At 73.4% G+C, this 22,378-nt stretch carries 19 protein-coding genes; 2 read left to right on the forward strand and 17 right to left on the reverse strand.

Translation table 11 applies throughout. From position 1 onward, the window contains the following. Positions 1–25 precede the first annotated feature (25 nt). The 6 genes from ACIQH8_RS12725 to ACIQH8_RS12750 are packed head-to-tail and all read right to left on the reverse strand — an operon-like array spanning position 26 to position 8,369. Entirely contained in the window at positions 26–2,452 is a 2,427-nt protein-coding gene (locus tag ACIQH8_RS12725; protein ID WP_400999162.1) for a transglutaminaseTgpA domain-containing protein, read from the reverse strand. Continuing rightward, entirely contained in the window at positions 2,442–3,809 is a 1,368-nt protein-coding gene (locus ACIQH8_RS12730) for a DUF58 domain-containing protein (RefSeq protein ID WP_400999164.1), read from the reverse strand. Before ACIQH8_RS12730 ends, ACIQH8_RS12725 begins: the two co-directional genes overlap by 11 nt. Positions 3,810–3,814: 5 nt before the next feature. Further along, positions 3,815–4,789 (reverse strand): AAA family ATPase, encoded by a 975-nt coding sequence (locus tag ACIQH8_RS12735; protein ID WP_400999829.1) that lies wholly within the window; start codon positions 4,787–4,789, stop codon positions 3,815–3,817. A gap of 35 nt (positions 4,790–4,824) precedes the next feature. Beyond that, positions 4,825–5,316, reverse strand: coding sequence for a pantetheine-phosphate adenylyltransferase (gene coaD, locus ACIQH8_RS12740; RefSeq protein ID WP_400999166.1), 492 nt, complete (start codon positions 5,314–5,316; stop codon positions 4,825–4,827). Positions 5,317–5,367: 51 nt separating this feature from the next. Beyond that, entirely contained in the window at positions 5,368–7,557 is a 2,190-nt protein-coding gene (locus ACIQH8_RS12745; protein WP_400999168.1) for an ATP-dependent DNA helicase RecG, read from the reverse strand. After that, the gene (locus ACIQH8_RS12750; protein ID WP_400999170.1) at positions 7,554–8,369 is read right to left on the reverse strand and encodes a hypothetical protein; all 816 of its coding nucleotides are present in this window, start codon (positions 8,367–8,369) and stop codon (positions 7,554–7,556) included. Before ACIQH8_RS12750 ends, ACIQH8_RS12745 begins: the two co-directional genes overlap by 4 nt. Positions 8,370–8,417: 48 nt before the next feature. Here ACIQH8_RS12750 and rsmD point away from each other — a divergent pair, with 48 nt between their 5' ends. Beyond that, positions 8,418–9,032 carry a 16S rRNA (guanine(966)-N(2))-methyltransferase RsmD gene (gene rsmD, locus ACIQH8_RS12755; RefSeq protein WP_400999172.1) on the forward strand — a complete coding sequence of 205 codons (615 nt, stop codon included), beginning with the start codon at positions 8,418–8,420 and terminating at the stop codon, positions 9,030–9,032. Here rsmD and thiL read toward each other — a convergent pair. Further along, positions 9,002–10,000 carry a thiamine-phosphate kinase gene (gene thiL / locus ACIQH8_RS12760; RefSeq protein WP_400999174.1) on the reverse strand — a complete coding sequence of 333 codons (999 nt, stop codon included), beginning with the start codon at positions 9,998–10,000 and terminating at the stop codon, positions 9,002–9,004. The genes rsmD and thiL overlap by 31 nt on opposite strands. A 25-nt stretch (positions 10,001–10,025) precedes the next feature. Between thiL and ACIQH8_RS12765 the strand changes: the two genes are divergently transcribed. Continuing rightward, a complete protein-coding gene (locus ACIQH8_RS12765; protein WP_400999176.1) occupies positions 10,026–10,556 on the forward strand; it encodes a DUF3515 family protein in 531 nt (176 codons plus the stop codon). A 39-nt stretch (positions 10,557–10,595) separates the two neighbouring features. Here ACIQH8_RS12765 and ACIQH8_RS12770 read toward each other — a convergent pair whose 3' ends face one another. From ACIQH8_RS12770 to ACIQH8_RS12815, 10 genes are all read right to left on the reverse strand, one after another. Next, positions 10,596–11,696, reverse strand: a complete 1,101-nt coding sequence (locus ACIQH8_RS12770; RefSeq protein WP_400999178.1) for a D-alanine--D-alanine ligase family protein — start codon at positions 11,694–11,696, stop codon at positions 10,596–10,598. Continuing rightward, the gene (locus ACIQH8_RS12775; protein WP_400999180.1) at positions 11,596–12,729 is read right to left on the reverse strand and encodes an NAD(P)H-dependent glycerol-3-phosphate dehydrogenase; all 1,134 of its coding nucleotides are present in this window, start codon (positions 12,727–12,729) and stop codon (positions 11,596–11,598) included. The genes ACIQH8_RS12770 and ACIQH8_RS12775 overlap by 101 nt, the downstream gene beginning before the upstream one ends. After that, a complete protein-coding gene (locus tag ACIQH8_RS12780) occupies positions 12,722–13,498 on the reverse strand; it encodes a lysophospholipid acyltransferase family protein (protein ID WP_400999182.1) in 777 nt (258 codons plus the stop codon). The genes ACIQH8_RS12775 and ACIQH8_RS12780 overlap by 8 nt, the downstream gene beginning before the upstream one ends. Positions 13,499–13,505: 7 nt before the next feature. After that, on the reverse strand, positions 13,506–14,876 hold the full coding sequence (gene murA, locus ACIQH8_RS12785; RefSeq protein ID WP_400999184.1) for a UDP-N-acetylglucosamine 1-carboxyvinyltransferase: 1,371 nt from the start codon (positions 14,874–14,876) through the stop codon (positions 13,506–13,508). Further along, positions 14,877–15,494 carry a 3-isopropylmalate dehydratase small subunit gene (gene leuD / locus ACIQH8_RS12790; RefSeq protein ID WP_400999186.1) on the reverse strand — a complete coding sequence of 206 codons (618 nt, stop codon included), beginning with the start codon at positions 15,492–15,494 and terminating at the stop codon, positions 14,877–14,879. A 1-nt stretch (position 15,495) separates the two neighbouring features. Next, positions 15,496–16,974, reverse strand: a complete 1,479-nt coding sequence (leuC, locus tag ACIQH8_RS12795) for a 3-isopropylmalate dehydratase large subunit (RefSeq protein WP_400999188.1) — start codon at positions 16,972–16,974, stop codon at positions 15,496–15,498. A gap of 121 nt (positions 16,975–17,095) precedes the next feature. Then, positions 17,096–17,695: an FHA domain-containing protein gene (locus ACIQH8_RS12800; RefSeq protein ID WP_400999190.1), complete on the reverse strand. Its 600-nt coding sequence runs from the start codon at positions 17,693–17,695 to the stop codon at positions 17,096–17,098. Positions 17,696–17,733: 38 nt separating this feature from the next. Continuing rightward, complete coding sequence (locus tag ACIQH8_RS12805) at positions 17,734–20,025, reverse strand: transglutaminase family protein (RefSeq protein ID WP_400999192.1); 2,292 nt, start codon at positions 20,023–20,025, stop codon at positions 17,734–17,736. Beyond that, the gene (locus ACIQH8_RS12810) at positions 20,022–20,915 is read right to left on the reverse strand and encodes a DUF58 domain-containing protein (RefSeq protein ID WP_400999831.1); all 894 of its coding nucleotides are present in this window, start codon (positions 20,913–20,915) and stop codon (positions 20,022–20,024) included. The genes ACIQH8_RS12805 and ACIQH8_RS12810 overlap by 4 nt, the downstream gene beginning before the upstream one ends. Positions 20,916–21,385: 470 nt before the next feature. Then, on the reverse strand, positions 21,386–22,354 hold the full coding sequence (locus ACIQH8_RS12815; protein ID WP_400999194.1) for an AAA family ATPase: 969 nt from the start codon (positions 22,352–22,354) through the stop codon (positions 21,386–21,388). Between the last annotated feature and the right edge of the window lie 24 nt (positions 22,355–22,378).

Raw genomic sequence — 22,378 nt, forward strand, 5'->3', positions numbered from 1 at the left:
TGCTGTACGGCCACGAACGACGATCCTACCCGCCGGGCGGCACCGGTCGGCCGAGCGCGACGCGCGCCGACGGTCGGAGCGACGCGGGAAGGAGCACCGCGGCGACGCGCCGCGCGCCGGTGGCGTCGACGCGGAGTGCGTCCGAGGCCGACGCGAGGTCGGCCACCAGCCCCGCTCGACGCGCGAGGTCGCGGTCGCCGCGGTCGTCGGGTCCGGCGGCCCGCGCGGACGGCGACACGACGCCGGGGGCCGCACCCGCCGTCGCGCGAACCCGGCCGTACCGCTCGCGTTCGACCGCGTCCCGGATGCGCTCGAGCGCGGCGAGCGCCTCGGCGCGCGCACCGGGCGGGGACTCCGGATCCGGACGGAAGGCGGAACGCTCGGCGAGCTCACCGGCGAGCCCCCGAACCGTGCGCCTCGGATCGACGGGCGACCCGAGGTCCACGGCCGTCGCGAGGAGCTCGCGCCACGCGGCATCCGCGGGTCGCTCGCCCGAGCGGATCCGCCGACGGCGCGCTGCACGGATCCCGATGCGGATCATCGCCGGGATGAGCAGCACGAACGCCACGGCGAGGCCGACCGTCGCGAGCTGCGCGGTCTGGGCGCCGACCGACGACGCCCCGCCGGGGCCGCCGAGGGCGCGATCGGGGTCGCCCTCGGGCCGTCCCGTCGCACCGGGCGTCGCGGCCGGACCGGTCGGGATCACGCCCGCCGTGCCCTGCCCGGCGTTCGGCCGTGAGTAGTCGGGCACGTTCCCCCGGCCCGGCGTAGGCTCGAAGGGCACCCACCCGACACCCTCGAAGTACAGCTCGGGCCACGCGTGCAGGTCGTGCGAGTCGACCTCGATCACGACCTCGCCGTCCACGCGGCCGTCACCGGGCGTGCCGGCCGTGTACCCGATCGAGATGCGCGACGGGATGCCGACCTCGCGGGCGAGCACCGCCATCGTCGAGGCGAAGTGCACGCAGTAGCCGGCGCGCTGCTCGAGGAATGCGGCGATCGCCTCGAACCCGGCACCGTCGTAGCCGTCCGCCACGGGTGCGCTCTCCGAGTACTCGAACTCCGACCCGCGCAGGAACGCCTGGATCGCGACGGCGGCGTCGTAGCGCGTCGCGGCCGATGCCGTGACCGACGCGGCGGTCTCGGCGATGATCGGCGGCAGGTCGTCGGGCAGGCGCCGCGTCGTCTCGGCGACCGCGTCGGCCGGCGCGGCGGGCGCGGAGCGCAGCTGCGCGACGTCGGGCTGCACGTCGAGGTGCGTCAACCGGTACTGCTGCCCGATGGTCGTCGAGTCGACGCTCCGGACGTTGAGCGTGCCCCGGTCCCAGAACCACGACCCGCTCACGCCGCTGACCTCGGTCGTCGGGTACGGCACCGGCAGCCACGCGGTGCGCACCTGGTCGACCTGCACCGAGATCGGCCGCGGTTCGACCAGCACGTCGTCGTCGAGCCCGTCGGGGCCGGGCAGGGTCCCGAGGGTGTTGTCTCCGTCGACCGCACGATCGGTCGCCGACCACACCTGCCCCTCGAGCCGCTCGACCGTGAGTAGGGTGAAGTAGGGCCGCTCGCCCTCCGGCGAGACGTACGAGAAGGCGGGTACCGGCTCCGGCCTGCGAAGGTCGCGACCGAGATCGACGTACGGGCTCACGCCGCGGGCGAAGAGCGTGGCGGGGCCGCCGGTCCCGACCAGGAAGCTGGTGCTGACGCTCGGCGTCGCGGCGGCGATGACCGATGCCGCGACGAGGCCGATCGCGGCGAGCCCGAGTGAGGCGCCCATGGTCGACACGATCGGCGCGCGCTTCGGCGCGCTGACGATCGGGGCGTCGTCGCGGTCGTCCTCCTGGACCAGTTCGGCGGCTCGTCGGACGCGCACGTCGACGCGGAGGAGCAGCAGGTAGGCCGCGGCGGTGAGCACCAGCGCGGGGACCTCCGCACCCTCCGCGACGAAGAGGCCCGGCACGAGCACCGGCACGAGCATCGGGACGGCGGCGAGGGCCGGCACCCGAACGGTCTGGACGAGCAGGTCGAGGAACACGGCGATGAGGCCGACGCCGACCGCGATCGCGAAGACCAGGGCGGGCACGGGGATCGCCGGCACCGACTGCTGCTCGATCGTGCGGCGCGCGCCCTCGGCGAGCTCGCCGAAGACCGCGAACGTGTCGGGCGTGGGGATCACCAGGGCGAGGCTCGTCGCGCCGCCGAAGAGCAGCGTGAGCGCGAGCAGCATGACGACGAGCTCGAGCGGCGGCACCAGCGAGGGCGGGGTGCGGAGGGCTCGGAGCCCCGCTCCGCCGCCGATCACGGCGACCGCGACGACGGCGCCCGCCCACCACCATCCGCTGCCCGCGATCAACGGCCCGAGCGCGGTCGTCGCCACGAGGAGCAGCAGCAGGCTCGCCCCGGACAGCGCGATCGACTGCGCGCGCGTCAACGGATAGCGGTCAGGCCCCACGGCGGCCTCCGGAGCGCACCGCCTCGCGAGCGGACCGCCAGGCCTCCTGCCACGCCGCCGGCAGGTCGGCCGCCCGCCGCAGCCGGATGACGCGCCAGTCCGCCTCCTCGAGCCGGTCGACGATCCGGGCGGAGACGCCGTCGGCGGCGAACGCGATCGCGGGTTCGACGGAGGTGCGCAGGGCCACGAGCGTCTCGGCCGCGTCACCGGACGGGTCGACGAGCACCGCGATCGCCGGCATCCGCATGTCGCGACGCACCGGGGTCGTCGGCGCGGTCGGGCTCCGCCTCGTCTCGCGCGCCTCGCCTCGGGGCGCCTCCCGGCGCGGCGACTCCAGTCGCGCGAGGTCCTCGAGCAGGGCGACGTCGCCGCCCGGCGAACGGTAGCCGCCCGCCTCCGGCGCGATCGGCTCGACGAGGATCGCGGGATCCTCGACCGGATCGAGCCGCACCCGGAACCCGCGGCCGAGCAGGTGGACGCCGAGCGACGCGGCGATCTCGACACCGAGCTCGAACGCCGGATCGAGGATGTCTGCGCCGTCCTTCGAGCCGGAGCCCGGATGCGACACGCGGCCGCCGAGCGCCGTGTCGAGGAGGATCCGGAGTTCGGGGTCGCCACGCTGCTCCTCGTCGCGCACCATGAGCTCGCCGCGACGTGCCGTCGCCGCCCAGTGCACCCGTCGGAGCGGATCGCCGTACCGGTACTCGCGCGCGATGAGCTCGTCGCTGTTCGGGCGCGTGCGGCGTTGCAGCGCGTGCACCGTGCCGTCGACGCTCGCGAGCAGTCCCACCGCGGGCTCCAGCGGCGTCACCCTCGGCGTCACCACCAGGTCCCTCGCTCCGCCGGCCACGCGATCGATGCGGGCCAGCCCGAAGGGGTCGGTCACGCTCACGCGCAGCGGCCCCACGTCGAACACGCCCCGCCGCGGCGTCCGCATCCGATACTCCAGCCCGACCGTGTCGTCGCCCGAGGGCAGCACCCCCTCCGTTCGTCCGAGCGCCGGCAGGATCGCCTCGGGCGGCGGCCGGAGCGCGGGCGAGGAGAGGTCGCGCCAGTGCGCGCCGTCGAACGCGCGACGGCTGCGGTTGTGCACGCGCAACCGGACCGTCGTCGAATGGCCCGCCGCCACGATCGGCGGCTCGAAGGTGCGGTGGACCGCGAGCCGCGGCGGCCGGACGGCGAGGAAGCCGAGCGCCGCGAGCGGCATCGCGATGCCGACGGCGGCGAGGAGCAGGATGTCGCGAAGGTCGAACCAGAGCGCCACGCCGAAGAGGATGCCGCCGACGACCATGAGCGCGATCCCGCGCGGGGTCAGGCGGGGACGCGCCTGGTGCCGTGCCCGGCCGACCCGCGACATCCCGATCACTCCCTCCGCGCGCTGCCGACCGGCACCGGCGTCTCGCCGACGATGCGTCGCACGATCTGGTCGATGAGGGGCCCGCCGTCGTGGTCGTGCCCGCCGACCGCGCGACTCGTCGGGACGAGCCGGTGCGCGAGCACGGGCACGGCGAGCGCGTCGACGTCGTCGGGCAGCACGAAGTCGCGACCGTGCATCGCGGCGTGCGCCTTCGCGGCGCGGATGAGCTGGAGCGTCGCGCGCGGGCTCGCCCCGAGCCGCAGTTGGCGGTCCTCCCGCGTGGCCCGCGCGAGTTCGACCGCGTACTGCTTCACCGGCTCGGACGTGAAGACACGCTGCACCGCCTCGATCATCGCCCGGAGCTCGGCGAGCGAGACGACGGGCTCGAGCGTGTCGAGCGGGCTCGCGGTCTCGCGCTGGGCGAGCATCGCGAGCTCGTCGGCGGTCGCCGGGTACCCCATGGAGATGCGCGCCATGAACCGGTCCCGCTGCGCCTCGGGCAGCGGGTACGTGCCCTCCATCTCGACGGGGTTCTGCGTCGCGACGACCGTGAACGGCTGCTCGAGGCGGTAGGTCGTGCCGTCGGCGGTGACCTGGCGTTCCTCCATGCACTCGAGGAGGGCCGACTGCGTCTTCGGACTCGCCCGGTTGATCTCGTCTCCGATCACGATGTTCGCGAACACCGGGCCCGGCTTGAACTCGAACCGTCGCGACACCTGGTCGAAGACGGAGACGCCCGTGACGTCGCTCGGCAGGAGGTCGGGCGTGAACTGGACGCGACTGACGGTGCAGTCGACCGAGCGCGCGAGCGCCTTGGCGAGCATCGTCTTGCCGACGCCCGGCACGTCCTCGATGAGCAGGTGACCCTCGGCGAGGAGCACCGTGAGGGCCGCCGTGACGGCCTCGCGCTTGCCGCTGATGACCGTCTCGACGTTGCGCACGATCGCGGCCGCGCGTTCGCCGACCTCGTCGATGTCCATCGCCGGGGCGACGCCGATGGCGCCCTCGGTGTCGGTCACGGTCGCATCGCCCCCTGGAGGTACTCGGCGACGGACCGTGGCACGTACGGTGCGACGTCGCCGCCGAGCGCGGAGACCTGCCGCACGAGCGAGCTCGACACGTGGGCGTTCGCCGGGTCGGGCAGGAGGAAGACGGTCTCGACGCCGGCCAGGTGTCGGTTCACGATCGCCATGGGCGTCTCGTAGCCGACGTCGACCTGCGAGCGGATGCCCTTGACGAGCACCGACGCCCCCACGTCGGTGCAGTAGTCGACGAGGAGACCCATGCTCCACGAGGCGACGACGATGTCACCCGGGATGTGCGCGTCGGCGATCGACTGCTCGATGAGCGCCACGCGCTGCGCGATCGGGAGCAGTGCCGACTTGTCGGGGTTGTGCACCACGACGACGTGCAGCTGGTCGTACAGGCCGGCGGCCCGCTCGATGACGTCGAGGTGCCCGCGCGTGACTGGGTCGAATGATCCGGGGACGACGGCGATCCGCTGCATACGTGCCAGCGTAGTGCGCGTTCGACGCCGCGGGAGGGGTCGCGGAGAGTCTCAGCCCCTGCTCAGGTACTCGCTCGCCTCGTCGTCGAGGCGACGCCGGACCGCAGCCGCGAGCGCCGGGTGCCCGGAGAGCCCGGGGTCCTCGGCGAGGAGCTCGGCGGCCGCCTCGCGTGCGTCGGCGATGAGGTCGCCGTCGCGCGCGACGCGGAGCAGTTTGAGCGATGATCGGCCGCCCGACTGCACGGCGCCGAGCACGTCGCCCTCCTGCCGGAGCTCGAGGTCGACGCGCGCGAGCTCGAACCCGTCGAGGGTGGCGGCGACCGCCTCGAGACGCTCGCGTGCGACGCTCCCGGCCTCGGCGTGCGAGACGAGCAGGCAGAGCCCGGGCACGCTCCCCCGGCCGACCCGTCCGCGCAGCTGGTGCAGTTGCGAGACCCCGAAGCGGTCGGCGTCGACGACGACCATGGTGCTGGCGTTGGGCACGTCGACGCCCACCTCGATCACGGTCGTCGCGACGAGCACGTCGAGTTCCTTCGCGGCGAACGCGCGCATGGTGTCGTCCTTCTCCTCGGCCGACATGCGCCCGTGCAGGGGCGCGATGCGAGCGTCCGCGAGCGCGGGCAACGACCGCAGCTCGGCGAGCACCGAGGCGACGGATGCCACGGGGCCGGCGGCCGGGCCGGGCTCGCCCTCGGCGGGCTCGCCGTCGTCCTCCGCCACCTTCGGCTCGATCGCGGGGCAGACGACGAACCCCTGGCGGCCCTGAGCGAGTTCCTCGGCGAGCCGCTCCCACACCCGCGCGCGCCAGGCGGGGCGCTCGGCGAGCGGCACGAGGTGCGTCTCGATGCCGGCCCGGCCCGCGGGCAGCTGCCGGATGGTGCTCACGTCGAGGTCGCCGAACACCGTCATCGCGACCGTGCGCGGGATCGGCGTCGCGGTGAGCACGAGCACGTGCGGGTGGCGCCCCTTGAGGCGCAGCGCCTCGCGCTGCTCGACGCCGAAGCGGTGCTGCTCATCGACGACGACGAGCCCGAGGTCGGCGAACGTCGTCGTGTCGCCGAGGAGGGCGTGCGTGCCGACGACGATGCGCGACTGGCCGGCGGCGACGCGCAGCGCGGCCTTCCGTCGCTCGGCGGCGGGCAGTTGGCCGGTGACCAGCGTGGGCATCAGGTCGGCCGAGAGCTCGGGGCCGAGCATCTTCGCGATCGATCGGAGGTGCTGGGCGGCCAGCACCTCGGTGGGGGCCAGGAGGGCCGACTGCCCGCCGGACTCGGCGACCGCGAGCATGGCGCGGAGCGCCACGACGGTCTTGCCGGAGCCGACCTCGCCCTGCACGAGCCGGTTCATGGGCACGGGCGCGGCGAGGTCGTGGAGGATCTCGCCGCCGACCTCGCGCTGGTCGTCGGTGAGCGCGAACGGCAGCGACGCCTCGAACCGTTCGAGCAGGCCCCCCGGTCGGGGCTCGCGGCGCACCGCCTCGTGCGCACGCGCGGCCGCCCGGCGCTCGAGCAGTGCGGTCTGCAGCACGAAGGCCTCGGTGAAGCGCAGCGTGCGACGCGCGGCCTTCCAGTCCTCGTCGCGCTCGGGACGGTGCACGCCCTCGAGCGCGTCCCGGTGCGACCGGATGCCGCGTGCGCGGCGCACCGCCTCGGGGACCGGGTCGTCGACCGCGCCGAGCCCGTCGAGCAGGACGCCGACCGCGGTCTGCAGCTGCCAGCTGGAGAGCGTGCCGGTGGCCGGGTAGATCGGGATCGGCGCCGTCGCCCAGCGCACGGCCGCGGCATCCGCCCCGCTCGTGGGCACGGCCTCGTCGAACAGCTGGTAGTCGGGGTGGGCGAGCTGACGGGCGCCGCGATAGTCGGAGACCTTGCCGGCGAACATGCCGCGCACGCCGGGCCTCAACTCGTTCGCCCGCCACTTCTGGTTGAAGAACGTCAGCGTGAGGATGCCGGTTCCGTCGGAGATCTTCGCCTCGAGGATCGACCCGCGGCGCGACCGCATGGTGCGCTCGCGCACCTCGAGCACCTCGGCGACGATCGTGACGTTCTCGTCGAGCGGCAGCTCGCCGAGCGCCGTGAGCTCACCGCGTGCGGCGTACCGGCGCGGGTAGTGGGCGAGCAGGTCGCCGACCGTGCCGTACCCGAATGCGCGCTGGAGGGCCTGCGCGGTGCGGCCCCCGAGTGCGCCCGTGAGGCGGCTGTCGAGGGTCAGCGCCCCCTCCGCCACGCGATCGGCCGTCATGGCTCGATCGTAGGCTCCGCCTCCGTCGGCGCGGGTTCGAGGGCCTCGATCTCGGCGCGCACGTAGGGGTCGTCGGGGCGCGCGAGCGCGAGTTCGCGCTGGATCCCGAGCGCCTCGTCGGTCCGGCCGAGCGTGCGGAGCGCACGACCGACCGACCAGCGTGCGACGTGCTGCTGGCCCGCGGTGCCGTAGCGGTCGGCCGCGTCGACGGCCTTCTGGAAGTGGTACAGCGCAGCCTGCGCGTCACCGCCGTCGTGCTTGGTCCACCCGAGGTTGTTGTGGAGGGCGACGCCCCAGCGCTTGAGGCGCGGGTCGCGGACCCCCTCGAGGATGTCGAAGCCCTCGGCGGCCCACTCCTCCTCGTGGCCGGTGTCGTTCAGCGCGAGCATGTGCAGCGCGTCGAGCACCAGGAACGTCGAGCCGCCGAGCGCGGCCTCGCGGACGGCACGGGTGAACTCGGGCACGGCCTCGTCGAGGCGTTCGCCGGCGGCCGCCATGCGGCCACGTTCGAGTGCGATGCGGGCGCGCAGCTCGGCGGCCTCCTCGTCGGAGTCGCCCGGATCGGCCCCCTCCAGCTCGGCGAGCACGGCGAGCGCCTCCTCGTCGCGATGCTGGAGGCCCATGGCGCGCGCGAGCTGCGTGGCCATCACGGCGCGGCCGTGCACGCTCAGCGTCTCGTCGGCCGCGGCGGCGCGGAAGCGCTCCTCGCTCGCGGCGGGATCGGCGAAGTCCCACATCCGGTCGATGGCCTGCTGCTCGTGCCCCCGGTGATGGGACGGATCGGCGTGCAGGGCGTCGGTCGAATCATCCACCTCACCATCATGGCAGCGCCCGAGGAGTGGCCGTTATGCTCCCGAGACATGACGCGCATCATCGCCGGCTTCGCCGGTTCGCTCACGCTCGCCGTGCCCCGCTCGGGCACACGTCCGACGAGCGATCGCGTGCGCGAGGCGATCTTCTCGGCGCTCGAGGCGCGCGATGCGATCGCGGATGCCTCGGTGCTCGACCTGTACGCCGGTTCGGGGGCGCTCGGACTGGAGGCGGCGAGCCGCGGCGCGGCCGACGTCGTGCTCGTCGAGAAGGCGCGACCCGCCGCCGAGGTCTGCCGGCGCAATGCGGCGGCCCTCGCGAAGGCCGGGCGCGGAGCGGCGCCACGCGTCCGGGTCGCGGCGCGGAGCGTGTCGTCCTACCTCGAGTCCGCTGCCGGCGGCGTGGACCTCGCCTTCGTCGACCCGCCGTACGACCTCGGCGAGGCCGAGCTCGCGCGCGACCTGGCGCTGCTCGCTCCGCTCCTCGCGGACGCCGCGACCGTCGTCGTCGAGCGGAGCAGCCGCTCACCCGAACCGGCCTGGCCGGCCGGCATCGAGCCCGAGCGTCGCCGCGACTACGGCGAGACGACGCTGTGGTGGGCGACGGCGACCGACGCGGCGGCGAGCGACGCGGGTCAGCCCGCCGCGCCGTCCCAGCCCGAGTAGGGGTCCCATCCGGTCGTGTCGACGGGCGCCCCGTCGAGCGTGAGTCGCCCCGCGTCGCCGTTCACGACGCCGATCACCTCGAACGGTGCGGGCGGCACCGTCCCGGGCGGGAAGGTCGCGAGCAGGCCGTGGTCCTCGGCGCCCGCGAGCGCCGTCGTCGGGTCCGCGCCGAGCGCGTCGGCGCGGAAGTCGAGCCCGACCCCGCTGGCCTCGGCGAGGCGCCGCGCGTCGCGCGCGAGCCCGTCGCTCACGTCGAGCATCGCGGTCGCGCCGGCCTCGGCGGCGGCCACCCCGGCGGACACCGGCGGCGCGGGGGCGAGCTGCGCGCCGACGAGCCGCGGGTGCCGCGTTCGGACCGCGTCGGCGAGGCCCGCGTCGGGTTCGCCGTCGGCGTCGCGCGCCTCGGCGAAGAGCAGCCGGAGGCCCCGCGCCGCGTCGCCGCGGGCGCCGGCATGCGCGAGGACATCGCCCGGCCGCGATCCCGACCGCAGGACGGGCGCACGCCCCTCGAGGTCGCCGAACGCGGTGACCGCGATCGTGAGCACCGACGACGCCGACAGGTCGCCGCCGACCACTCCTGCTCCTGGAGCGAGGGCGGCGAGCGCGTCGCGCAACCCGTCGGCGATGCCCTCGAGCAGCGCGACGCCCATGGTCGGCGGCGCGGCGATCGAGACGACGAGCGCGGTCGGCCGTGCGCCCATCGCCGCGACGTCGGTGAGGTTCGTCGCGGCCGCCTTCCAGCCGAGGTCGTGCGGGCGCGACCAGGCGAGGCGGAAGTCGGGACCGTGGACCATCAGGTCGGTCGTGACGACGAATCGGCCGTCCGGCGCGGCCACGACCGCCGCATCGTCGCCCGCCCCGAGCAGCGCCGCGTCGCCCGGCTCGAGGCGCGGGAGGATGCGGGCGAGCACGGCGGTCTCGCCGAGCTCCCCGATCGTGGGCGACGCGGCGCGTGCAGGCTGCTCCATGGCTCCCACGGTAGCCTGATCGACGATGTCGACTTCCCCGTCAGGCCGCCGCCTCCGCCGCCGTACCCGACTCGTCGCGGCGGCGCTCGTCGCCGGCTCGGCCGTGCCCCTGCTCGCCGCCTGCAGCCAGCCGGTGCCGTTCGATCCGGCTCCGGATGCCGCCGACGCCGACTGCGCGTCGGTCGTCGTGCGCCTGCCGGACCAGGTCGCCGGGCTCGACGCCCGCGAGACGACCGCGCAGGGCACGGGCGCGTGGGGGTCGCCGGCGGCCGTGCTGCTGCGATGCGGCGTCGAACCGCCCGGCCCGACGACGCTGCGCTGCGTGAGTGTCGACGACGTCGACTGGATCATCGACGAGTCCGACGCACCGACGTACCGGTTCCTGACCTACGGTCGCACGCCGGCCGTCGAGGTCGTCGTCGACAACGACGCCGTCGCCGGCTCGACGGCGATCGCCGACCTGTCCGGCGCGGTCGGGGCGATCCCCGCCGACGGCGGGTGCACCGACCTCGAGGAGCTCGCGCCCGCCACCGGCGACGCGACGGACGCCGGCTGAGCGCACGACCGCCCGTGCAGGTCGGCGCCCGCGCCGGCGTCAGCCGACGCGGACGCCCCGCGCGAGCCCGACCCTGATGAGTTCGTCGATCAGCTCGGGGTAGGTCACGCCCGACTCCTGCCAGCAGCGCGGGAACATCGAGATCGGTGTGAAGCCCGGCATCGTGTTGAGCTCGTTCACGACGAAGCCCTCCTCCGTGAGGAAGAAGTCCACGCGGGCGAGGCCCTCGGCGCCGATCGCGTCGAACGCGCGGATCGCGAGGTCGCGCATCTCCGCCAGTCGCCCGTCGCCGAGGTCGGCCGGGCACACGAGGTCGACCCCCGGCGCGTCGAGGTACTTCGCCGCGAAGTCGTAGAACCCGTCGCCCGTGAGGACGATCTCGCCCGCGACCGAGGCGCGCGGGCGTTCCCCCGGCGCCCCGCCGAGCACACCGATCTCGACCTCGCGCCCGATCACCGCGGACTCGACGAGCACGGTGTCGTCCTCGGCGAAGGCGACCTCGAGGGCGGCGTCGAGCTGGGAGGCGTCCGCAACCTTGCTCACGCCGACGCTCGAGCCGGCGCGCGCCGGCTTCACGAACTGGGGCAGGCCGAGGGATGCCGCGTCCGCGCGGACCGCGTCCGGGTCATCCGCCCACTGCCGCGCCGTCACGGTGCGCCACGGCGCGACCGGGATGCCGGCCGCCGCCAGCGCGGTCTTCGTGAAGTGCTTGTGCATGCCGAGCGCGCTCGCGAGGACCCCCGAGCCGACGTACGGCAGGCCGCCGAGCTCGAGCAGGCCCTGGATCGTGCCGTCCTCGCCGAACGGTCCGTGCAGGATCGGGAAGACTAGGTCGACCTCGCCGAGCGAGGCCTCCTCGCCGCTCGCGGTGACGACGTGGAGCTCGCGCGACGCGGCCGACTCCGGCCAGCGCACGCGCGTGCCGTTGTCGTGGACCTCCGGCAGGTGCTCCGGGTCGAGCCGGAAGCGGTCGGGGTCGTCGGCCTCGAGCACGAACGCCCCATCGCGCGTGATGCCGACCGGGATCAGCTCGTAGCGGTCACGGTCGATCGCCCGGAGCACTCCCGCCGCCGTGGCGCAGCTGATCGAATGCTCGCTGGAGCGCCCGCCGAAGAGCAGAACCACCCTGAGCTTGTCCATCCATCGTCCTTTCGCCCTGGGGCTCGTCGTCGGTCGTGAGGTGCGGCGCGATGTCCTTCGGTGCGAGCGTGCCGGCGAGCACCTGCCGAACCTGCTCGACGATGGGCATCTCCACACCCTTGGCGCGCGCCAGTTCGAGGATCGGGCCGACGGATGCGAGCCCCTCGGTGGTCTGCTGCATCTGGTTGACGACCTCGGGCAGCTTGTACCCCTGGCCGAGCAGGCGCCCCGCGGTGTTGTTGCGCGACAGCGGCGACTGGCACGTCGCGATGAGGTCGCCGAGGCCGGCGAGTCCGGAGAGCGTGTCGCGGTGCGCGCCGTACGCGACCGCGAAGTCGGTCATCTCGACGAGGCCGCGCGTGATGATCGAGGCCTTCGTGTTCTCGCCGTAGCCGGCGCCGTCGACGATGCCGATCGCGACCGCGATGAGGTTCTTCAGGACCCCGCCGAACTCGGTCCCGATGACGTCGGTGTTCACGAACGAGTGGAAGTAGCGGTTGCGGGAGACGGATGCCACGGACTGCGCGGTCTCGAGGCTCGCGGACGAGACCACGGCCGCCGTGGGCTGCTCCTTCGCGATCTCGAGCGCGAGGTTCGGCCCGGAGATCACGGCGATCTTCGACTCGGCGATCGGCAGCACCTCGGCGATGACCTCGCTCATGCGGTGGCCCGTCGACTTCTCGACGCCCTTCATGAGCGAGACGATCGTCGCCTCGGCGTACAGGTGCGGCTCGGCCGCGATGAGGTTCTGGCGGAGCGTCTGGCTCGGCACGCTGATGTAGACCTGCTCGGCACCGGCGAGCGCGAGGTCGAGCCGGCTCGTCGCGCGGAGCCCGATCGGCAGGTTGATGCCCGGGAGGTAGTCGCTGTTGCGCTTGGCCTCCTGGATCTCGCGTGCGAGCTCGGGGCGCCGCGCCCACAGCATGACGTCGGCGCCGCCGTCGGAGAGGATCTTCGCGAACGTGGTGCCCCAGCTCCCGGCGCCGAGCACGGCGACGCGCTTGCCGGGAGCGCGGCGACCGGCCCTAGCCATCGAGGCGCCCCGTCTCCTTCTGACCGTGCTTGGCGGGGTCCCACCGCTCGGTCGGAGGCCGCTCGCCCCGCAGCTCGCCGACGAGCGCGGCGATCGCGTTCATGAGGTCGTTGGTGGCCGCGAGGAGGGTCGCCTGGTCGAGCGGCTTGCCCTCGTAGGCGGAGAGGTCGAGCGGCTCGCCGATGATCACGTCGACCGTCTTCCGCGGGAAGAGGCTGACCTTCTTGGCGTACCGCGGCATGATCTGCTGCGTGCCCCAGTGGGCGGCGGGCACCACGGGGATGCCGCGCTCGAGCGCGATGCGCACGGCACCGGTCTTGCCGCGCATCGGCCACATCTCCGGGTCGCGGGTGAGGGAGCCCTCGGGGTAGACGATGACCATGCGACCCTTCTCGACGAGCTCCTCCGCGGCACGGATGGCGGCGTGGCTGCTGCTGCCGGCGCGTTCGACGGGGATCTGGCCGGAGGTGCGGAGGAACCACCCGAGCACGGGGTTCTTGAACAGCGACGCCTTCGCCATGAACCGCGGGAGTCGCCCGAGGTGCCATGAGGCGACGCCCATCACCAGCGGGTCGATCTCGCTGTAGTGGTTGGGCGACAGCACGAAGGCGCCGGACTGCGGCATCCGCTCGGGGTGGTGGAAGCGGTACTTCACGCCGAGGCTCCACAGCGGGAGGATCAGCGCGGCGAGCACCCAGAAGAACGACGGGCGGCGCTTCTCGGCGCCGGGCTTCGCTACGGGCACGGCGGAGGGGTCACGATGGGGCACTGACCCATTATCCTTCGAGCGCGAAGTCCGCTCCGAGCAGCTCCAGCTTGGTGATGAAGTTCTCGTAGCCGCGCGCGATGATCCCGACGTTCGACACCGTCGAGCGCCCCTCGGCGGTGAGCGCCGCGATCAGGTGGCTGAAGCCGCCGCGCAGGTCGGGCACCTCGATGTCGGCGCCGCGAAGCTGCGACGGGCCGGAGATCACCGCGGAGTGCTTGAAGTTGCGCTGGCCGAACCGGCACGGCCGGCCGCCGAGGCACTCCTTGTGCACGTCGATCGACGCCCCCATCTCGACGAGTGCGTCGACGAAGCCGAAACGCTGCTCGTAGACCGTCTCGTGCACGATCGAGACGCCCTTGGCCTTGGTGAGCGCGACGACGAGCGGCTGCTGCCAGTCGGTCATGAAGCCGGGGTGCACGTCGGTCTCGATGATGACCGGCTTCAGCTCGCCGCCGGGGTGGTAGAAGCGGATGCCGTCGTCCTCGATCTCGAATGCGCCGCCGACCTTGCGGAAGATGTTGAGGAAGGTCAGCATCTCGGGCTGGCGTGCCCCGCCGACGAAGATGTCTCCCTCGGTCGCGAGCGCGGCCGCGGCCCAGCTCGCCGCCTCGTTCCGGTCGAACAGGGCACGGTGCGTATAGCCCTGCAGGCGCTCCACGCCCTCGATGCGGATCACCCGGTCGGTGTCGACGGTGATGATGGCGCCCATCTTCTGCAGGATGTTGATGAGGTCCATGATCTCGGGCTCGATCGCCGCGCCCGTGAGTTCCGTGATCCCGTCGGCGAGCACCGCGGTGAGCAGCACCTGCTCGGTCGCGCCGACGCTCGGGTAGGGTAGCGAAACCTTGGCACCCTTCAGGCCGGTGGGCGCCGACATGCGGATGCCGCTCGGCAGCTTCTCGACGATCGCGCCGAAGTTGCGCAGCACCTCGAGGTGGTAGTCGATCGGCCGGTCGCCGATGCGGCAGCCGCCGAGGTCGGGGATGAACGCCTCGCCGAGGCGGTGCAGCAGCGGCCCGCAGAACAGGATCGGGATGCGGCTCGAGCCCGCGTGCGCGTCGATGTCGGCCATGTGCGCCGACTCGACCGCCGCCGGGTCGAGGATGAGGTCGCCCGGCTGGGGACCCTCCGTCACGGTCACGCCGTGGACTTCGAGCAGCCCGCGCACGATGCGCACGTCGCTGATGTTCGGCACGTCCTTCAGGATGCTCGGCGTGTCGCCGAGGATCGCTGCGACCATCGCCTTGGTGACGAGGTTCTTGGCACCCTTCAACTCGATCCGACCACGAAGCGGCTTGCCCCCGTTGATCGTGATGCGGTCGACCGGAAGGCCGACCGCCGTGCCGTGCTGCTTCGCGTCATCCACGAGTGTGTTCACTCAGTTCCCTGTCTCTGCCGGCTCCCTGATGGGGAGCGTCGTCGGCCGCCATCCCGCCCGAGTCGCCTCGAAGTCGGAGATGGCCTGCTCGTCTCGGAGGGTGAGCCCGATGTCGTCGAGACCCTCGAGCAGCCTCCACCGAGTGTAGTCATCGATATCGAAGGCGACTGTGAGGCTCCCGATGCTCACCGTACGCTCAACCAGATCGACGGTCGCGGCTATTCCCGGCTGCGCGTCGATCGCCTCCCACAGCCGCTCGACGTCCTCGTATGCGACCTGGGCGGCGAGCAGGCCCTGCTTGCCCGAGTTGCCGCGGAAGATGTCGCCGAACCGGCTCGAGATGACGACCTTGAACCCGTAGTCGCGGAGTGCCCACACGGCGTGCTCGCGGCTGGAGCCGGTGCCGAAGTCGGGTCCGGCGATGAGGATCTCGGCGCCGGCGAAGGCCGGCTGGTTGAGCACGAACTCCGGGTCCTGCCGCCACGCGGAGAACAGCGCGTCGTCGAAGCCCGTCTTGGTGACGCGCTTCAGGAAGACGGCGGGGATGATCTGGTCGGTGTCGACGTTCGAGCGTCGGAGCGGCACGGCGACTCCGGTGACGGTGCTGAACTTCTCCATGTCAGTTGCCACCCTTCGCGCCGGCGCCGACCGGTTCGGCCGCGGCATCCCGTTCCAGGTCCCATGGGCTCGAGAGCGTGCCCCGAACCGCGGTCGCGGCGGCGACGAGCGGCGAGACCAGGTGCGTTCGGCCGCCCTTGCCCTGCCGCCCCTCGAAGTTGCGGTTGGAGGTCGACGCGCAGCGCTCCCCGGGCGCGAGTTGGTCGGGATTCATGCCGAGGCACATCGAGCAGCCGGCGAAGCGCCACTCGGCGCCGAACGCCTCGAACACCTTGTCGAGGCCCTCGGCCTCGGCCTCGAGCCGCACGCGAGCCGAGCCGGGCACGACCATGACGCGGACGCCGTCGGCCTTCGTGCGGCCCTTGATGATCGACGCGAACGCGCGGAGGTCCTCGATGCGGGAGTTCGTGCACGAGCCCATGAAGACGGCGTCGACCGGGATCTGCTTGAGCGGCGTGCCGGGCTGGAGGTCCATGTACTCGAGTGCGCGCTCGGCGGCGGCGCGCTCGTGCTGGTCCTCGATCGCCGCGGGGTCGGGCACGGCCCCGCTCAGCGAGACGCCCTGCCCGGGATTGGTGCCCCACGTGACGAACGGTTCGAGCTCGTCGGCGTCGATGACGACCTCGGCGTCGAAGACGGCGCCCTCATCGGTCGGCAGGGTCCGCCAGTACTCGACCGCCGCGTCCCAGTCCTCGCCCTGCGGCGCGTGCGCGCGGCCCTGCAGGTACGCGAACGTGGTCTCGTCGGGCGCGACCATGCCGGCACGCGCTCCGGCCTCGATCGACATGTTGCAGATCGTCATCCGGCCGTCCATCGACAGCGAGCGGATGGCGCTTCCGCGGTACTCGAGCACGTAGCCCTGCCCGCCGCCCGTGCCGATCTTCGCGATCACGGCGAGGATGATGTCCTTCGCCGTGACGCCGGGGCGGAGCGAGCCCTCGACCGTGATGGCCATGGTCTTGAACGGCTTCAGCGGCAGGGTCTGGGTGGCGAGCACGTGCTCGACCTCGCTCGTGCCGATGCCGAACGCCATCGCGCCGAAGGCGCCGTGCGTCGAGGTGTGGCTGTCGCCGCAGACGACCGTGATGCCGGGCTGCGTGAGGCCGAGCTGGGGTCCGACGACGTGGACGATGCCCTGCTCCGCGTCGCCCAGCGAGTGCAGGCGGACACCGAACTCGGCGGCGTTGCGGCGGAGGGTCTCGATCTGCGTCCGGCTCGTGGGATCGGCGATTGGCTTGTCGATGTCGAGCGTCGGGGTGTTGTGGTCCTCCGTCGCGATCGTCAGGTCGGGGCGACGGACCGGGCGCCCGGCCATGCGGAGGCCGTCGAACGCCTGCGGGCTCGTGACCTCGTGCACGAGGTGCAGGTCGATGTAGATGAGGTCGGGGGTGCCGTCCTCGCCCTTCTTGACGAGGTGCGCGTCCCAGACCTTCTCGGCGAGGGTGCGCGGACGCGACGGGTTCGGGGTGCTGTCGTTCATGCGGTTCGTCTTCCTTCGGGAGGGTGATCGGCCGTCGACGGACTCCGCGGCGGGGAAGGCCTCAGGACTGGGCCCCGCCGCGGCACCGAAGGAGAAGTCGCCGAGCACGCATGCCGACAGGTTACACCGACTGCGCGGGAGCCCGTTCCACGAGGAAGGCGACGTCGCCCAGCAGGATCACCGCGTCGAGGGGCGCCTCGGCGGGCACGCCGGGCTCCAGGTCGACGGGTGCCTCGCCCTCCGGCCACACGCGGACGCCGTTCGTGGAGTCGAGGTCGGTGACGAGCAGTCGGCCCTCCCTGGACTCGAGGAGTGCGTGGGTCTTCGACATCGATCGCGTGTGGTCCGGGACGGCCACCACGACGACGCCCTGGAGCCACGCGGGCGGGCTCGGGTCCCGGCCGGCGACGACGCGATCGTGCACCGGGAACTCGATGCCGTCCGCACTCCGGAGGCGCCATGGGCCGGTCGGCGCGGGCCGTGCTGGGGCCGGCGACGGCGTGGCGCCGGCCGCGGCGACAGGTGGCGCGGCCTCATCGGTGCGCGGCGTCGACGGCGGCGCGATCGGCAGCGCCGACGGCGGGCGGATGCCGGGTGCCGGGCGGAATCCGGGAAGCGCCCGCTCGGCGCGCACCGTGCCCTCGGGCCGGTCCGGCCGGTCGCTCTCGGGCGCGTCCGGCACGAGCCCCGGTGGGGGCACGATGAAGTCCGGGTCGCTCACGCCCCCACCTTAACCCCGACCGTCGTCGTCATCCGGCGTCATCGACGGCGGCGGAGCCGGTACCTGGCGACGAGTCGCCGCATGCGCCCGGCCGCGGCCGCGACCGCGGCGGCCGCGGCATCCGCCTCGGTCCATCGCCGCTCGACCGATGCCGACGCGACCTCGTCGCCGCCGAACACGTCGCGGTCCACCGTGGCGGCGAGCGTCGAGAGCGGCGCGCGTCCGGCGATGCGCACGTCGCCGAGGCCCTGCTCGTCGAGCTGTCGCTCCAGCGCCCTCGCGGTCTGCAGTCGCGACGACCGCTCCGGCGGGTCGAATCCGAGTTCGGCGTAGCGGTCGATGAGCTCCTCCCAGGCGCCGGCCACCTGCCGGTCCGCTGCGCCGCGATGGCGGATGGCACGCCGTCGGCGCTTCGCGATCGCGATGACGAACATCGGCAGCAGCAGGATCGCGGCCGGGACGCCGACCGCGCCGATCACGATCCACGCCCAGGTGGGCATCTGGAACGGCCGGTCGCGGTCCTCGTCGTCGGTGTCGTCGATCTCGGTCGTGGTGAGCAGTTCGTCGTCGGCGTGCTCGGCGCGCGGGGGCTGGCGCACCTGCGGCTGCGGCTCGGACTTCGGCTTCGGCGTCTGCTCCTGCGGCACGTCGACGTTGTCGGGAGTCGGGTGGAACGCGATCCAGCCGACGCCCTCGAACGGCACCTCGACCCAGGCCGTGACGTCCGCGCCGAGCACCTCGACGGTGCCGCCGCCCTCGGCGACCTCGGGCGCGTACCCCATGACCACCCGCGACGGGTAGCCGAGGTGGCGGGCCATGAGCGCCATCGCGGCGGCGTACTGCTCCTCGTCGCCGACCATCCGGCTGCGCGTGAACAGCTCGATGAGCCGATCGGCGCCGTGCCCGGCGCGCGACGCGACCGCGTCGCTCGCGAGCCCATGACTGAGGAACCCGTTCGTCTTCAGCGCGCGCTCGACGTTGCGGAGCTGCTCGATCGGGCTCGGGGCGTCGCCCGCGTACTCCTCGGCCTTCGCGGCGACGACATCGGGCAGGTTCTCGACGGGCGGCGGGGCGAGTCGTGCCACCGGGACGTCGACGAGCTCGGCGTCGTCCGGCTGGACCTGGACGCGCGCGTCGAGCCGGTAGCGCGTGCCCTCCGCGGCGCCGCTCGTGAGCACGGCGGTGCCCGCCGCGGGGTTGTAGCGCACGTCGCCCGCGCGCTCGGCCGACCCGCGGTCGAGCAGCTCGAGCTGCGACCCGTAGCCCACGGTCGGAAGCCAGACGTCGGAGTACGCCGCGACCTCGACCTCGATCGACCGGGCGCCGCCGAGGTCGGCGAGCTCGGGCGGGGGCAGGGTCGAGCCGACGATCGAGTAGCCGCCGTCGGCGGCGGCCTGCTCGGGACCGGCGACGTTCCAGAGCCGGCCGCTGTACGAGTCCATGGCTGCGAGCCGCAGCGTGTCGCCGGGCTGCAGCCCCTCGACGAGGAAGACGGGCGACTCGGCGAGCTCCTTCGTATACTCGCGGTATCCGGCGAGCGGACTGGCGAACTGCAACGGGTCGAACGGCGGGACGACCTGGTCGCGCAGCACGAACCGGTCCGGTGCGACGGGGGCCACCGCGAGGCCTGCGACCGCGCCGACGGTCACGGCGCCGGCGACGACGATGGCCGAGCCGGTGAGCTTGCGCCGACGCAGGCGCGCGGCGCCGTCGCCACCGGCCTCGACGCTCGCACCTCGACGCCACGCGATCCAGGTCAGCGCGATCGCGGCGAACGCGACGCCTCGGACGGCCGCGAGGAATGCCTGGTCGGTGCCGAGCAGGATGCCGGAGAGGAACAGCAGCACCGGCCCGAGGAGCACCGTCGCCGCGCGGAGCGGCGTGCGCCGACCCGGCAGCCATCGGAGCACGAGCATCCCGCCGACGAGGGCGACCACCGCCGCGGCGGCGTACGGGACCGCGGCGACGTAGTCGGGCGCCTCGACGGGCGCGGCGATCGTGACGATGTCGGCCCAGCCGTGCACGGCGCCGACCGCGAGCCCGGCGAGCGAGGTCAGGGTCGGCAGCACGACGAGGAAGGCCTCGCCCGGCATGACGAACGGCGTCCCGACGAGGAAGTACAGCACGATGCCGAGGAGCACCGTGACGAGCACGCTGAGGCGCAGCACCGTGCCGAGCACGGCGGCGAGCGTGCCGACCGCGATGCCGGCGAGCGCGGCGGCGAGGAAGTCCAGCCCGCCGAAGCTCGTCTCGTACCCGGCGATCGCGAGGAGCGACAGCGCCGAGAGCACCCCGAGGTCGGCGAGTGAGCTGCGCGGGATCCGGTTCACGGGCGGACCCTCCTCACGAGGCGCGGGAGTTCGTCGAGGGAGCCGACCGTGACGATGGTCGACTCCCCCACGCGCGTGATGCGCGACGCGGCGCCCACCTCGGTCCGGAAGACGATCACCTGCGTGTCCGACCCGAACACGGTCTCGGCGGCGCGGAACTCGGCGAGCGGTGCGCGCGACCCGCCGACCACGATGAGCACGCTCGGCGCGGCGGTGCGGCGGCCGGCCTCGCGGACGACGTCGCGGACGGGCGCGGCGCCGTCCTCGAGCGGCGCGATCCGGCAGGTGTCGTCGAGCAGCGCGGTCGGCGTCGCGGTGCCGAGCCGCAGGCGGTCGGTGGCGACGGCGAGCCGGGTGGCGTCGCGGATGACCTGCACGCCGAGCGACGCGAGCACCGACACGGCGAGCTCGAACTCCTCGTCGGAGGCGTAGTGCTCGGCGCTCGTCGGCTGCACGAGCAGCAGCTGCGACCGCCGGGTCTCCTCGTACTGTCGCACCATGAGCTGGCCGGTTCGCGCGGACGTGCGCCAGTGCACGTTGCGCAGCGCGTCGCCGGGCTCGTACGCCCTGAGCGCATGGAACGAGATGTCGTTGTCGGTGATCGTCTTCGTGATCTCACCCTCGAGGTCGCGCACGAGGCCCGCCGCCGAGGGCTTCAGGCCTGCCGTCACGGGGTGCACGAACAGCTCGACGGGGTCGGTCCAGCGCACCTCGCGCCGGAGCAGCCCGAGCTGGTCGCCGCGCACGGATGCCGCGGGGCCGGCCACGATGACGGCGCGCCGCTGGGTCGGCACCGCGAACAGCTCCTCGTGCTCGCCGCCCGCGGGGATCGTCGGGATCACGAACTCCGCGAGCCCCCTGCCGACGGGCAGTTCGAGCTGCGAGGGCACGGATGCCGCGTCGCCGGCGTTCTCCACGACGAGCCGGCCGAGCGCGCGCTCGCCCGCGACGACGCGGCGCGGCTGGAGCTCGATCGCGACGCGGTACGCCATCCGCCCGAAGACGAACGGGATCGCGACGAGGAGCGCCGCCAGCAGGGTCGCACCGATGAACGCGAGCTCGATCCAGCCGAACGGCCACGCGAGCGCGAGGGCGACGACGCTCGCGGCGAGCACGAGCCATCCGACCGGGGAGATCACGCCCGTGACGGGCGCGGCGAAGGCGCCCACGGCCCGCCCGACGCGTCGCAGGCCGGCAGCCAGTGAACGAGCGGATGCCGCGAGCGAACGCCACGCTGATCGGAGCGCGATGCGCGACTGCGACGGCGCGGGGCTCGCCGCGCGCGGCGACCGCGGCGATGCCTCCGCCGCCGGCGCCGCCGGTCCGGGCGGCGTCGACGCGGGCGCGTCGATGCCGGCCGTCATGCCGCGCGGTACGCCGGGGGCGCGATCTCGACGAGCACCGTGCGGACGATGTCCTCGGCCGTGGCGCCCGCGAACTCCGACTCGGGGTCGACGATGATGCGGTGCGCGAGTACCGGCACCGCGAGCTCGCGCACGTCGTCGGGCGTGACGTAGGTGCGGCCGCGCGAGATCGCCCACGTCTTGGCCGCACGGGCGAGCGCGAGCGCGCCGCGCATGCTGACGCCGAGCGCCGAGTCGCGGTGGTCGCGGGTCGCCGAGACGATCTGGTTGAGGTACGAGAGCACCGCGGCATCCACGTGCACCTCGGCGGCGAGCCGCGCCATCGTCGTGACCGAGCTCGACGCGATGATGGGCGACACCTTCGACGCGCGGGCGCGGTTCGCCGAGTCCAGCAGCAGCGTGACCGCGGTGTCGTGGTCGGGGTAGCCGAGCGAGGTCTTGATCAGGAACCGGTCGAGCTGCGCCTCCGGCAGCGAGTAGGTGCCCGCCTGCTCGACGGGGTTCTGGGTCGCGATGACCATGAACGGGCTGCCGACCTCGTAGCCGACGCCGTCGACGGTGACCCGGCCCTCCTCCATGACCTCGAGGAGCGCGGACTGGGTCTTCGGGCTGGCGCGGTTGATCTCGTCGGCCAGCACGACCGACGCGAAGATCGGACCGCGGTGGAACTCGAACTGCCCCTTGCCCTGGTCGTAGATCGTGACGCCCGTGACATCCGACGGCAGCAGGTCGGGCGTGAACTGGATGCGCGAGTGCGTGCCGTCGAGCGTGTTCGCGAGCGCCTTGGCCAGGACGGTCTTGCCGGTGCCCGGGTAGTCCTCGAGCAGCACGTGCCCCTCGGAGAGCATCGCGGTCACGACGAGCTCGATGATCTCGCGCTTGCCGAGGATCGCCCGGTCGACGTTGTCGACGAGCTTGGAGAAGGCGTCCTGGAACCAGCCGGCCTGGTCTTGGGTCACGGTCATGCGTGGGGTTCTCTTCCTATCGGT

It is taken from the genome of Agromyces sp. GXQ0307 (genome assembly GCF_044769845.1).
Taxonomy (GTDB): domain Bacteria; phylum Actinomycetota; class Actinomycetes; order Actinomycetales; family Microbacteriaceae; genus Agromyces.